General features: G+C 68.1%; 10 protein-coding genes. 3 read left to right on the top strand and 7 right to left on the bottom strand.

Annotation, left to right across the window (positions count from 1 at the left end; all coding sequences use genetic code 11):
- Nucleotides 1–247 precede the first annotated feature (247 nt).
- On the top strand, nt 248–1369 hold the full coding sequence (locus KJ554_09360) for a glycosyltransferase family 4 protein (protein ID MBU0742542.1): 1122 nt from the start codon (nt 248–250) through the stop codon (nt 1367–1369).
- Between the two features lie 8 nt (nt 1370–1377).
- The gene (locus tag KJ554_09355) at nt 1378–2160 is read left to right on the top strand and encodes an acyltransferase (GenBank protein MBU0742541.1); all 783 of its coding nucleotides are present in this window, start codon (nt 1378–1380) and stop codon (nt 2158–2160) included.
- Here the strand turns inward: KJ554_09355 and KJ554_09350 are convergent, their stop codons facing one another.
- From KJ554_09350 to KJ554_09325, 6 genes are all read right to left on the bottom strand, one after another.
- Nucleotides 2161–3543, bottom strand: coding sequence for a UTP--glucose-1-phosphate uridylyltransferase (locus KJ554_09350; GenBank protein ID MBU0742540.1), 1383 nt, complete (start codon nt 3541–3543; stop codon nt 2161–2163). It abuts the gene before it with no gap.
- A gap of 61 nt (nt 3544–3604) precedes the next feature.
- Entirely contained in the window at nt 3605–3862 is a 258-nt protein-coding gene (locus KJ554_09345) for a hypothetical protein (protein ID MBU0742539.1), read from the bottom strand.
- A 14-nt stretch (nt 3863–3876) separates the two neighbouring features.
- The gene (gene glgC, locus KJ554_09340) at nt 3877–5094 is read right to left on the bottom strand and encodes a glucose-1-phosphate adenylyltransferase (GenBank protein ID MBU0742538.1); all 1218 of its coding nucleotides are present in this window, start codon (nt 5092–5094) and stop codon (nt 3877–3879) included.
- Nucleotides 5095–5164: 70 nt separating this feature from the next.
- On the bottom strand, nt 5165–6616 hold the full coding sequence (locus tag KJ554_09335) for a glycogen synthase (protein ID MBU0742537.1): 1452 nt from the start codon (nt 6614–6616) through the stop codon (nt 5165–5167).
- Nucleotides 6616–8772 carry a DUF1926 domain-containing protein gene (locus tag KJ554_09330; GenBank protein MBU0742536.1) on the bottom strand — a complete coding sequence of 719 codons (2157 nt, stop codon included), beginning with the start codon at nt 8770–8772 and terminating at the stop codon, nt 6616–6618. Before KJ554_09330 ends, KJ554_09335 begins: the two co-directional genes overlap by 1 nt.
- Complete coding sequence (locus tag KJ554_09325; GenBank protein MBU0742535.1) at nt 8769–10475, bottom strand: glycoside hydrolase; 1707 nt, start codon at nt 10473–10475, stop codon at nt 8769–8771. Before KJ554_09325 ends, KJ554_09330 begins: the two co-directional genes overlap by 4 nt.
- Before the next feature lie 402 nt (nt 10476–10877).
- Between KJ554_09325 and ugpC the strand changes: the two genes are divergently transcribed.
- Nucleotides 10878–11963 carry a sn-glycerol-3-phosphate ABC transporter ATP-binding protein UgpC gene (gene ugpC / locus KJ554_09320; GenBank protein MBU0742534.1) on the top strand — a complete coding sequence of 362 codons (1086 nt, stop codon included), beginning with the start codon at nt 10878–10880 and terminating at the stop codon, nt 11961–11963.
- Here ugpC and KJ554_09315 read toward each other — a convergent pair.
- Nucleotides 11953–13376 (bottom strand): hypothetical protein (locus KJ554_09315; GenBank protein ID MBU0742533.1); only part of this gene is annotated, 1424 nt, incomplete at its 5' end. The genes ugpC and KJ554_09315 overlap by 11 nt on opposite strands.

Here is a 13376-nt window from a genome sequence, read left to right as displayed (position 1 = left end):
GTAGTCCTGCAGACCCCATCCGTGTTAGAGTAAGGACGTGGACATGCTTCGTTTGCCTCCTTGCTGAAGCGTCGTAACTTCATAGGAGACTGGCATGTCCACATTTTTTCAACCCTCAACTACGCAAGAACCGGAAGAGCCACAAATCACTACCACTGTGCACGTGATCGATCCTAATATGCCGCTCGAGCGCGTTTCGGGCTCGTGCGGACTCCCGTGGGCCCTTTTCTCTCCCGGGGAACAGCTGATGGATCGCAAGCCTCCCGGCAACGTCTGCTTCGTCAACGGCATGGACGGCTATGCCGGCGCCGAGATCTGGATGCTGGACACCGCCCGAGGTCTGCGCGACCGCGGCTGGCGCGTATCGCTGGTGGCGCCGCCGGGTTCGCGCCTGCTGGAGGGGGCCAGGGCGGAGGGCATCGACGCACACGGCGTGGCGATCCGTTTCGACGCCGCACCCTGGACCTTCGCCAGGCTCTGGGAGATTCTCACGCGGCACGGCGTGCGTGCGGTGCTGTGCAACCGTCTCAAGGACCTCAAGGCCGCCGGCGTCGCCGCCCGTCTGGCCGGCATCCCCGTCGTCCTGCAGAGCCGCGAGAGCGACTTCCCCCTGCGCCGCCGCTTCTACTACCGCTGGTACTACAACGGCGTGGCGACGGGCGTGCTCGTGAATTCCCGCGCGACCCGCGACACGACCCTGCGCAGCGCGCCCTGGCTCGACCCCGCACGCGTCCACCTGCTGTACAAGGGGGTCGACCGCCGTCATTTCTTTCCCACGCCGATGCCCGCCGCCTCCCCCCTGGTGGTCGGCTTCGTGGGAAGTCTCGACGAGCGCAAGGGCGTGCCGTTGTTGATGGAGGCCTGGACGAAACTCGTCGCCAGGTCATCGGGGCCGCGCCCCGTGCTGCGCATCGCCGGCAGCGGGCCCCTCCGCGAGACGTTGCTGTCGTGGCAGATGGCCCTGCCCCACCCCGGCAGCGTGGAACTGCTGGGCTGGGTGGACGACATGCCGGAGCTCTATCGCACCCTCGACCTGCTGGTCTGCCCGTCCCGCTACGAGGGCTTCGGACTGGCGGCCGTCGAGGCCATGGCCTGCGGTCGTCCCGTGGTGGCAACCCGCGCCAGCTCCTTGCCCGAGATCGTCGAGGACGGCGTGACGGGCCTGCTGTCGCCGCCGGCCGACGCCGACGCTCTGCAGGACGCCCTGGCCGTCATGCTCGGCGACCGCGACGCCCGCGAGCGCATGGGCCAGGCCGCCGTGATGCGCGTCGAGCAGCTCTTCGATCGCGAGGTCATGCTGGACAGACTGGAAGACCTGCTGCGCCCGCCGCGCAACATCAGGCGTCGGCCCTTGCTGAAGGAGGGATGATGGTTCGACTGAAGGTGGCCGCAGTGCAGACCTCGCCGGTGTTCGGCGAGGTCGAGAGGAACATCGACGCAGCTCTGGATCTGGTGCCGGCGGGACAGGACCTGGCGGTCCTGCCCGAGCTCTTCGCCAGCGGCTACCAGTTCCGCGGCCGCGAGGAGCTGGCGGTCTTCGCCGAGACCCTCGACGGGCCGAGCTGCACGCGCCTGCGCGCGCACGCCGCGGCCACCGGCACCACGCTGGTGGCCGGTCTCGCCGAACGGGCCGGCGATCACATCTACAACAGCAGCGTGCTGGTGCGCCCCGACGGGACGACGGAGCTATACCGGAAGGTCCATCTCTTCTGGGACGAGAAGGTGCTTTTCAAGCCCGGCGACCTGGGCTTTCCCGTGTTCGCGGCCTGCGGCACGACCGTCGGCATGATGATCTGCTTCGACTGGGTCTTCCCCGAGGCCGCGCGTTCGCTGGCGCTGGCCGGCGCGCAGGTCATCTGCCACCCGAGCAACCTGGTGCTGCCCTTCTGCCCCGATGCCATGATCACGCGCAGTCTGGAGAACCGCGTCTTCTCCGTCACGACCAACCGCGTCGGCGCGGAGGAGCGCATCGCGGGCAAACGCCTGGAATTCATCGGTTTGAGCCAGATCTGCGGCCCCGGCGGCGCGTACCTGGAGCGCCTGGGCCGCGACGAGACCGGCGCCGCGACGGCCGAACTGGATCTGGCCGACGCGTCCCCGCGGCTCACGCCGCGCAACGACCTGTGGGAGGATCGCCGGCCGGACCAGTACCGAGCTTGATCACGCCGGCCACGCACCTTCGATCACGGTTCCGTCCGGCACCGCGGCCTGCGCGCCGCTCTCGTTGATCATGTCGATCTCGCCCCGCAGCCGGACGTCCCGGCCGAAGCGGATGTCGCCGCGAATCGCGAGCCGCCCGCACGCGAGCAGCGACGGCGGGCCGTGGGGGAAGCGCGCGTCGAAATCGTCGATCCGCTTGTAGAATCGGCCGTCCAGATCGATGAGCGCCTTGTCCAGCACGCGTGCGGGATTGGCGACCACGCGGAAGTCGTCGGTCAGCACGTAGTTGTCCGACCGCACGTCCAGCAGGTCGTTGGTGGTCTTGATGGGCGCGAACCGGGAGCGAGGGACGCGCACCGCGCCGGCGTCCCGGAAAACCTCGATGGCGGCGCCCATGGCGGTCTCCAGCTGGTAGACAGGTGTGGACGCATCGTCGCGGGGATCGACGGTCTTGGCGTTGCGGATCATGGGCAGTCCCAGGATGCCGTCGCGCTCTGCCATCAGGTCGTCGAGGGCGGCCAGATCGATCCACAGGCTGTTGGTATTGAAATAGCGGTGACGCGAGATGTCCTGGAAGGACGCCTCGTCGTCGCGCGGGCACTGGGCCGACTCGCGCACGATCAGCCGGCCGTCGTGTCGCCGCGCCAGGTGGCCGCCCTTGCGGTCCGCCGCGGTGCGGTCGGCGGTCTCCGCCACGAAAGACAGATCCCGTTCTATCATGAAACCGAGCAGGGAGGCGTCGAAGACCGCGCCCAGGTTGTCGGAGTTCGAGACGAAGGCGTAGCGGAAACCCTCGCCCAGGAGGAGCTCGAGCATACCGCTGGTCACCAGCGCGGTGTAGAGGTCGCCGTGGCCGGGGGGACACCATTCCTTCTCGGGCGCCGACGGCCACGCGGCGGGAGTCAGATCCTCCCGGACGATCTTGGGCACCTTGTGCTGGAGGAAATCCAGGGGAACGCGCCCGTCCAGCCCTGGGTACGCGGCCAGCGCGGCCAGCGTGTCGTCGCGCGTGCTGTAGCTGTCCATCAGGACCAGGGGGATCCCGGCGCGCAGGGCCTGCTCCGCGATGATGTCCAGGAACGTCAGGCCGTTCTTGACCGGCAGCAGCGACTTGGCCCTCTCGAGGCCCATGCCGGTGCCCAGGCCTCCGTTCAGCTTGAGCTGGATGGTCTGCGGCAGGGCCCGCTCACCGCGCTTCGTGAGGTCCGGCGTGAACGCCTCCATGTCGGGCAGCTCGTCGACAGGCTCGATCTCCGCTTCCGGGAGCAGACCGGTGGACCCGGCGGCGAGCTGCCGGTAGTAATGCTCGAAGGTACGGATGGCGATCCGGGGCAACCCTTCCCGGCGCATCCTGTCCGCGAAGGGGGCGAAGTCGGCCGTCATCTCTGTCATCGATCCGCTCCTCGGTGCGGGGGCGACGATGCGTGCTTCATCGTCGGCAAGGCTACACATAGCACGAATCTGCCCGATCATGGAGCGGATTCGCGGCGGCAGGAGCGGTCGCTGCCATCGACACGGACTCTTGGCCCGTCCCGGGGTCGCGTCGGATTCTCAAGCACCAGGCGAAGGTGTCGTCATCGTTGACGCCGGCAGCGATCAGGTGAACCGCGAAGTCGGCGCGCGGGCCGACCTGGAGAACCACTCGTGTCGCGCCGCGACCGGCGTAGATGCCGATCCCGTCGGGGTCGGGATCGATCCGCACGGCGGCGCCTCGAATCAGCCGCCCGCCCCGGCTTTGGCCCGCCATCCCTTCGGCACCACGGTCACGCCGTTGCCGGTCACGGCGAAGATCAGGCGGTCCGCCTCGTGGTCGAAGCCGATCCGCATGTAGGCCGGGATGACGGCGCTCTTGTCCACGATGGCCTTGTGCACCGACGCGTGTTCGCCGATGATCGCATCGTCCATGATCACCGAATCGACCACGTGGCAGCCGGCCTCCAGACGCACGTTGCGGCCCAGGATCGAACGCTCGGCGGTGCCGCCGGTGATGATGGTCCCGCCGCCGACGATGGATCCGATCAGCTGGCCGATGGGTTTCTGCCCCCCGAAATAGCCGTGCACGCTCTTGGCGGGGGGGGTGGGCGCCATCCAGCTGCGGACGGGCCATTCGCGGTCGTAGAGGCTGAACGGCGGCACCGCCCGGATCAGGTCCATTGACGCCTCGTAGTACGTGTCCAGCGTGCCGATGTCCCGCCAGTAGCGTGGTTCGCCGGTGTCCTTGTCCAGGAACGGGTAGGCGTAGACGCCGCCCTGCTTCACCATCTTGGGAATGACGTCCTTGCCGAAGTCGTGGCTGGTGTCGCTCCGGTCCGCGTCCTCGCGCAGCTCGCGCACCAGGTCGGTGCTGCTGAAGACGTAGACGCCCATGTTCACCAGGCACCAGCCCGGCTTGCTGGGGATCGTCTTGGGATTCTCCGGCTTCTCCTCGAAACCGACCACCCGCCAGTCCTCGTCCACCTGGAGGATGCCGAACTCGTGGGCCTCGCTCTGCGGCACCACGACCGCGCCCATCGTCAGCTGCGCGTCCCGATTCTGATGCAGGACCAGCAGGGTGGAGTAGTCCATGCGGTAGATGTGGTCGCCCGAGAGTATCAGCACGAACTCGGGCTTCTCGCGGTCGATGAGGTAGATGTTCTGGTAGATGGCGTCGGCGGTACCGCGGTACCACATCTCCCCCACGCGGTGCTGGGGCGGGATGCCGTAGAGGAACTCGCCCGCCTCGTAGTTGAAGATCTGCCAACCCTTGAGCAGGTGCTTGTCCAGGGAATAGGACTTGTACTGGGTCAGCACGAAGATGCGGCGCAGGCTGCTGTTCCAGACGTTGCTCAGGGTGAAGTCGATGATGCGGTAGTTGGCGCCGAAGGGCACGCCGGGCTTCGAACGCTCCTCGGTCAGCGGGCGCAGGCGAGAGCCCCTGCCGCCGGCCATGATCATCGTCAGCGTATGTCTCGGCAGATCAAGGATCTTCAAGCGGCCGACCCTCCCGTGTATGGTCAGGATGCGTTCAGGACACGCCCAGTTCCCCGTACAACTCCTCGTAGGCGGCGGCCGGACCTTCCCAGCCGAAGTCCGCGGCCATCCCCCTGCGCATCAGCATACGCCACGTTCGGCGATCGTTCCAGGCCGTAAGCGCGCGGCGCAGGCAATCGTGCAGGGCGGCCGGATGCGCCGCGTCGAAGACGAATCCCAGGCCGCCGGGTTCCGCCGCGTCGGGCACTGTATCCGCCAGGCCGCCGGTCCGGCGCACGACCGGTACCGAGCCGTAGCGCAGGGCGTACATCTGGGCCAGACCGCACGGTTCGAAGCGCGACGGCATGAGGAAGGCGTCGCTGCCGGCGTAGATGCGGCGGGCCAGCGTCTCGTCGTACCGCTCGTGGAAGACGAACCGGCCGGGATGACGCCGGGCGGCCTCGTGCAACGTCGCGCAGATGCCTCCGTCGCCGGTCCCCAGCAGCACCAGGCGCCAGCCGTCGTCGATCAGTTCGTCGAGCACCGCCGGCAGCAGGTCGTATCCCTTCTGGTGGAACACGCGTCCCACCGAGCCCAGCAGGGGGCCGTCGCCCTCGAGCCCGCATTCCCCCACCAGGGCGTCGCGGCAGACGGCCTTGCCGGCGGGATCGTCGAGGTCATAGGTCGCCGCGACGGCGGGATCTGTCGCCGGGTCCCAGGCGGTGACGTCCATGCCGTTGAGGATGCCGGTGAAGCGGTCGCCCAGGCCCAGCAGAACGTCTCCCAGATCGCATCCGAAGACGGGATCGCTCACCACCTCGCGGGCGTAGGTGGGGCTGACCGTGTTGACCCGGTCCGCGTACAGGATGCCGGCCTTCATGAAGTTGAGCTGGCCGTTGAATTCCATCGCGCCCGGATGCCAGGCCAGCGCGTCGGGCAGGTCCAGATGCGCGAACTGCTCGCGGGGGTGGACGGACTGGTGGGCCAGGTTGTGGATGGTCAGCAGGGAGCCCGCGCCGCCGAGCGGGGTGTCGGCCACGTCCCAGCACGCCAGGTCGACCAGGGCCAGGCTCGCGGCGGCATCGTGGGCGTGCACCGCCCGCGGCGCCCAGTCCAGGAGCTGCGGCAAGGCGAGCGCGCCCGCGCCGAGCATCGCCAGACGCGGCACGGTGTCGGCGAAGTCGATCGTGGAGCCGTAGCCGTACACGCCGGGCCGCCCGTACATGGCGTCGTTCTCCAGAAGGTACACCTCCGGCCCCGACGGATCGAGCCAGCGATGCAGGCCGGCCCGACGCAGCGAGCGCCCCAGGCGCAAGGTGACGTCGGGCACGCCCGGCACGCGGGAGATGTCGTGGCGCGTCCGGTCCACGTCGCCGTAGAAGGGCATGACCACCTTGATCTCGTGTCCGCGCGCGCAAAGGGCGCCCGACAGCGAGGCGACCATGTCGCCCAATCCGCCCGTCTTGGCCAGCGGCGCGTACTCGGTGCTCACCATGAGGATGCGCATCAACCGTCCTCCACGGACAGTCCGTGCTCGATGCGGAAGGTGATCCGGAAGGAACTGGATCGGCCCGGCTCTATCTCCAGGTCGCGGACGAACCACAGGGCATGCCCCTGATAGGTCAGATGGAAGCCGTCCTCGCCCTGGGTGGCCGTGCGCACGGGGTGCACCCAGATCTCGGCATCGTCCGACAGGCGCCAGTGCAGGGCGGCATTGTGCAACGGCACCAGGACCGAGAAGTCGCGGCGAGGGGCGAGTCCGACCGCATCCAGGACCGGGGCGTCATCCTCGCCGGGCGCCCCCGCGAAAACCTGTCCGTCGTAGAGAGCGAGATTCCACTCCGGCGCGAAGCGGCAGCGCAGGGGCCCCCCGCCCGTGTTCTCGACGGTCCAGCGCACCTCGAGCGAGGCTCCCGACGGGGCCAGCTCCACCTCCTTGGTCACCGACACCGGCGTCGCCTCCCCGTCGGGACCGCGGTAATAGCCGTGGGAGAGCGTACGGCAGCGACCGTCCTCCAGGGCGCCCGTCTCGCTGAAGCGCGGCGCCCCGAGATCCGCGGGCGCGGCGGCCAGATCCCCGCCGTCGGCCGCGGCGACGCCATCGAGGGTGTCGGGATAACCGGTGCCGGGATGCAGGAAACGCTCCAGTAGCGAATACCGGGGCTGGGGATCGACGCCCAGGGCGTCGCGGACCGCCGGCGACACGGCGAATTCCAGGTCGTGGATGGAGCCGCCCGCGTCGTCCCGCTTCCCGGCCTTCCCGGTCGCCGACCGCTCGATCCGGGTGTGGTAGGCCTCGCGGCGCCGGCGCAGCGTGTTCTGCAGATTCCAGTCCTCGCGGCGGTCCTCCAGTCCGATCAGGGCGCCGCCGCGGTCGGGCGAGAGGAACAGCTCGAGCGCGTCGTTGCTCAGGCGAACATCCGTGCCCATCCGGCCGACCAGCGTCACCATCTGGGCGCAGAGTTGAGGCACCACGCTGTGGATTATCTTCGTGCCCAGGATGAGATGGCGGTAGATCGCGTGGCGCAGATGCGGCAGGTACAGTCCGCCGAAGACGCCGTGCCAGTAGGCGCAGTTGCATTCGGCCCGCCAGAGATGGTCGCGGGCCTCGTCGACGCGCGATTCGTCCGCCCCGACGGCCTCGGCACGGGCGATCTCCTCGTGCAGCAGCAGGGCACGCCGCTGCATCAGCAGGCTCTCCTCGTACTTCTGGAAGAACTGGCGCCAGAAACCGCCCCGGAAGAAGGGGCGCATTCGTTCCCACTCGCCGGCGTCGCGATATCGGTGCACCGCCTCTTCGAAGCGCTCGGCTGCGGGCATGGGCAGCGACCAGGCGGACATCTCGAAATAGCTGCTCGGCGGCAGGTAGACGCGCCGCCGGGGCGGCCGGGCAGCGAGCACCTCGGAGGGATGTGCGAGTTCGAGCCAGTCCCGTTCGGCCGCAAGGCCGGTGAGGAAGCGGTCCAGCCAGCCGCGCTCGTAGACCAGCTCATGGGTGCCCGGCCAGGCGCCGAACTTCTCGCCGTCATCCACCATCACCAGCACGCCGTGCGGGTCCGCCTCGTGCAGATCGCGGCAGGCGGATACTGTCTCCTCCGGGTCCTGGAACGGGATCAGGTAACGCAACTTCTCGTTGATGGGCAACAACGCCACCTCTTCGCCCAGGTCGTCGGTGAGCAGCGGGCCGCAGGTCAAATCGTCGGCAGACACGCCGGCCTGCACGAAATGATAGTCGTCCAGCAGGGCGTACTTCACGCCGGCTCGGGACAGGGATCCCGCCAGGTGCGGCTCCCAGACCCTTTCGGCCATCCAGACGCCGCAACTCGCGGCGCCCACGTGCTGGCCCAGCCAGTCGCACATCATGCGCAGCTGCCCGATGCGGTCGCTCTCGGGGATGGCCGCCAGGATGGGCTCATAGAAACCGCCGCCCAGCATCTCCACGCGGCCCGCGCGCGCCAGGAAAGCCACGCGCTCCAGATACTCGAGGCGGTGATGTTGCAGCCAGTCCAGCAACGGCCCCGAGACGTGCAGGCAGAACCGGAAGTGCTCGTGTCTCTCGGCCACTTCCAGAAAAGGCAGGTAGCTCTGCTCGTAGATCTCGGCGATCACGTGATCGAAGTTCCCCACCGGTTGATGGTTATGGACGCCGAACACGAGTTTCATGCCTGTCCCCCCCGTCCGGGCACCGGAACGGCCAGCGACGGATCGGGGTCGTCGCCCAGCAAGGTCGAGACGTTGGCGAGATGACGCCTGAACAGGGCGTCGAACTCGCGCCCGAAGTCCGTGGGATTGTCGTCTCCGTACCACCACAACCAGTCGCTGCTCTCGGCGTTGGCCAGGGCCGTCATGGCGCGCGACAAGGCGTCCCTGCCGCCGGGCCCGACCCGGGCGGGATCAGGTGCGGTGACGGTCGTGCCGTCCGCCAGCTTCACGTCGATCAGGGCGCCCGCCTCCGCGAGCTTCCGCTCGAAGTCCGCGCGGACCCCGGCGAGATACTCCCAGCCCCGGTTCTTCTCGGGATGGCCGATCCAGGTCGTGAAGTCGCCGCGGATCCAGGAACCGGCGCAGACCGACGGCAGGATCGCGGGGTCTACGCCGTCGCGGTCGAGGAATTCGCTGAAGGTGGTCCACGCCAGGTGGTCTGCGTCGGCGATTCCCGCGTACAGGCGCTGCAGGAAATCGATGCCGTTGTCGGGGTAGCACTCCCAGGGATTCTCACCGTCCAGGATCAGCGGCACGAGATACTCCCCGTCCGCGGGCAGTTCGTGGCGGATCCCGTCCAGGTGGTAGAGGAGGTCGGCCACCGCGTCCGCCGCGGGCCACGACTGGTAGCGGAAGCCCAGGTTGTCCGACAGGCCCGTATCGCGGAAGAACACCGCTGGGGCACCGCTGCCGCCCCAGCGGTAAGGCTGGAAGTGGGCCGCCGCCGGCGCTGCGGCGCCGGCCTTCCGCCAGGAATTGGCGAGAACGCCCTGATCGGTGGCCACCCAGTCCAGACCCTCCGTCTCGAAGACGCGCAGGGCCCGTTCGCTGATCGATCCTTCGGCCGGCCACATGCCCCGGGGACGCACGCCGCAGTACCGCTCCATCTCGTCCAGGGCCGTCCGCACATGGAACCAGGCGTCGCCGGGGTGCAGGAACGACGTCGCGGGCAACAGCAGATCGGGTTTCGCCTCGCGGGCGACCGCGAGATCGCAGAGCAACGGCAGGATGGGATGTGTGAGAGGCGTGCAGGACAGCTCTACCTGTCCGAGCCCCGCCGCTTCGGCGTAGGCGGGCAGGATCTCGCCCAGGAAATCGCGCTGGACCTGCAGCAGTTCGCGCTTCTCCTCCTCGCTGAAATCCCGGCCCTTCACGAAGAGACGGGCGATCCGGGGATCCTCGCGCAGGGTGTGCCCGCACCAGGCCAGGTTGAAACCGACCTGCAGGTCGAGGATGTCCTGGTCCTCGAAGCGGGTGACGACCTCGGGATCCATCACGCGGCCGTCCCCCCCGCGCAGTTCCCACAGTTCCCGCAGGCGCGGCAGCTCGACGAAGCGCCGGGCGTGGTTGAAGGAGAAGAAATCCCGGAGCAGGCGGATCTTCTCCTCACGCTCGAGAGTTTCGGGGGACCGGCGGCTCAGGACGAGGAAGTCGTCCTCGGTGCGCCCCGCCGCCGCGTCGTCCAGTTGACGCAGCAACGAAGGCACCAGGTTGAAGACGGCCTTGGCCCGGGGCTCCTCCAGCACCAGGCGCACCATGTCGTAATAGCTGAACTGGGCGTGCAGGCGCACCCAGGGCATCGCTGGACGGCCGCTGACGCCGTCCACGTAATCCGGCTGGTGCATGTGCCATAAAACGGCCACTGACAAGCGTTTTTCGGTCATCTGCGTCCTCACGTTATTTTTCCGAAATCCAGTGGAACCCCACCATGGATTCCTGCGTAGAATACAGCATCGAGAGTGTCAAGCAACGAAGAGAGCTTCCTCAAAGGCGAGAACAGAGCAGAATGGGTGCAACGGCGGGAGCGGGGAAACCCGCTCCCGCCGTTAGCATCGGCTCGTGCCCGATTACCCGTCCCCCCCCCTGCTCATCGCTCATCAACTCTCTCAATTCGCTGGAGTTACAAGCCAACAGAGCGCGTCGCCGATCTCCGCCGGGAGCCGGCCCCGATTCCGGGAAGCAATCTCCGGGCCGTCCGGGGGCGAGGTTTTCCTGGCCTCCTGTCCCCGGTTGGCTTAGCATCTTCGCCCATCGACGGCACCAACCCTTCCCCACTGGAGACGAAGATGGCCAAGGTCGTTCTCAAGGAAGCGGGCAAGATCTACCCCGGCGACATCGTGGCGGCCGCCGACGTGAATCTCGAGATCGACGACGGCGAGTTCGTGGTGCTCGTCGGACCATCCGGCTGCGGCAAATCCACCACCCTGCGTCTGGTCGCCGGACTGGAGACCATCACCTCCGGCACGATCAGCATCGGCGACCGCGTGGTCAACGACGTGGAGCCCCGCGACCGCAACATCGCGATGGTCTTCCAGAGCTATGCCCTCTATCCCCACATGTCGGTGCGCGACAACATGGCTTTTGGCTTGAAGCTGCGCAAGATGCCCCGCGAGGAAATCGACCGGCGGGTCCGGGAAGCGGCCGAGATCCTGGGCATCGACCAGCTGTTCGACCGCAAGCCCAAGGCCCTGTCCGGCGGCCAGCGGCAGCGGGTGGCCCTCGGCAGGGCCATCGTGCGCGACCCCGACGTCTTCCTGTTCGACGAGCCCCTGAGCAACCTCGACGCCAAGATGCGCGTGCAGATGCGCACCGAGATCTCGCGCCTGCACCACCGTCTGCGGGCGACGATGATCTACGTCACGCACGACCAGACCGAAGCCATGACCATGGGCGAGCGCATCGTGGTCATGAACGAGGGCCGGGTACAGCAGGTCGACACCCCGCTCGCCTTGTACGAGAAACCCGCCAACAGGTTCGTGGCGGGTTTCATCGGCTCGCCGGCCATGAACTTCCTCACCGGGCGGCTGGTGCGCGAGGACGGCCTGCGCTTCGCGGCGCCGGGAGGCGCCGCCCTTCCCATGCCGCCGGGGTGGGAGCCCCGCGATCCATGGCTTGACCGCGAACTGACCCTGGGCGTGCGCCCGGAGCATCTGGGCGTGGGAGGCGGGGGCGCGTCGTTCACCGCGCCCGTGCAGGTGATCGAGCCGCTCGGCAACGAGACGCTGCTCTACTTCACGATCGGCGGCGAACCGTTCACGGTCCGCAGCCAGGGCAACGTGCAGGCCGCGGTGGACCAGGACGTGGGCCTCTCCCTGCCGGCCGCTCACATATATCTCTTCGACGCCGAGAGCGGCCAGGCGCTCACCTCGTAGCCGCCTTGATCCGCACGGCCTCGCGGAGCTCGTCGGGCGCATCCTCGTCGAAATGATGACTCACCCGCAATTCCCCGTCGGCGCGGCGGTCGACATCCACGCTCAGCGTGTGTTCGCCCACCCGCACCTCTCCGCTCAGGAGCGGCCAGGCCGCGGGTAGCGACGGTGAGATCTCGATCAGCGGTTTCTCGCCGCTGAGATCCACGTCGACGCCCAGGTAGTCGTCGACGACGTTGCGCAGCAATTCGCTCAGGGACCAGGCCTGACTGGTGGCGCCGCCGAACTCGTCGTTGCTGACGGCACGGTCCCCGTCGCGAATCTCCTGCAAGGTCCCGACGGCGCCCTCGTCCATGATCTCATCCAGCAACATGCGGGTCTGACCGAAACCATCGCGGGGGTCGGGCAGGGCGGAAACGTACGGTCCGGAAAGCCAGAGCCAGATGTCGCCGTTGTGATAGGCCTCGTCGTAGTAGTAGCGGTCGAGCAACAGGTGGCGCGGGTGGTAGGCCGGATCGGCCGCGTCCAGCGACCGCACACCCCAGGGCGTGACGGTGTGGGCCTGGTTCTCCTCGACGATCAGACGCCACTGGTCGTCATTGAAGAGCTCGGGCGAGACCAGCAGGGCAAGCAGGCCGTTGGGGCGGTGCTGGCGGTCGGGCGTACCGTCGGGATCCAGGTGGTCGGCGATGCGCCCGTCGCTCACGAAATGCAGTTGAAAGGCATGCCAGAGCCGGCGGGCGGCCAGATCATAGCGCTGCGCGAGCTTCTCCCCCTGCAGGCCGGCGGCCTGTCCGTCGAAGCGAGCGGCCAGCTTGGCCGCCACGTGCAGCCCCCTGTGGAACAGCGCCTGGGCCTCGACCGACCGGTCACCCCTGGGCGAGTAGGGATTCGCCTCGCCGCCCCCGTCCATCCAGGTCTCGCCGTGGCCGTGGGTGAGCAATCCCTGCGCGTCGACGGCGTGCTGCAGGGCTCCTTCACACGCCCTGAAGACCACGGGCATCATCTCGCGGGCGAAGGCGTGATCGCCCGAGCGCTGCCAGTAATCGTCCAGAGCGCGCACGAACCACCAGGTGCCGTCGATGCTGGCATACTGCACCTGATCGACGGTGACGAAGTTGGGCACGCGCCCGAAGCGGGGGCTGACGGGATTGCGGTCCTGGTAGGTGGCGAAGGAGCGGAGGATCTCCCGGGCCGTCGCGAACTCCATGCCGCCGGCCAGGGCGCCGGGCAGGACGATGAAGGTATCGCGCCCCCAATATGTCGTGAACCAGTAGAAGCCCGCGTAGACGCCCACACCGCGCTGCTCCATGACCAGGTTGTCCAGAGAGATGCGCGCCCAGGCCAGGGCGCGGTCGTCGCGTTCGACGCCTGTGGTAAGGCGCGACGGGCGCGCCAGGTCGGCCAGACGCGCCT

Source organism: bacterium (assembly GCA_018814885.1).
Classification (GTDB): Bacteria; Krumholzibacteriota; Krumholzibacteriia; order LZORAL124-64-63; family LZORAL124-64-63; genus JAHIYU01.
This window is presented reverse-complemented; position numbering and strand designations above follow the sequence as displayed.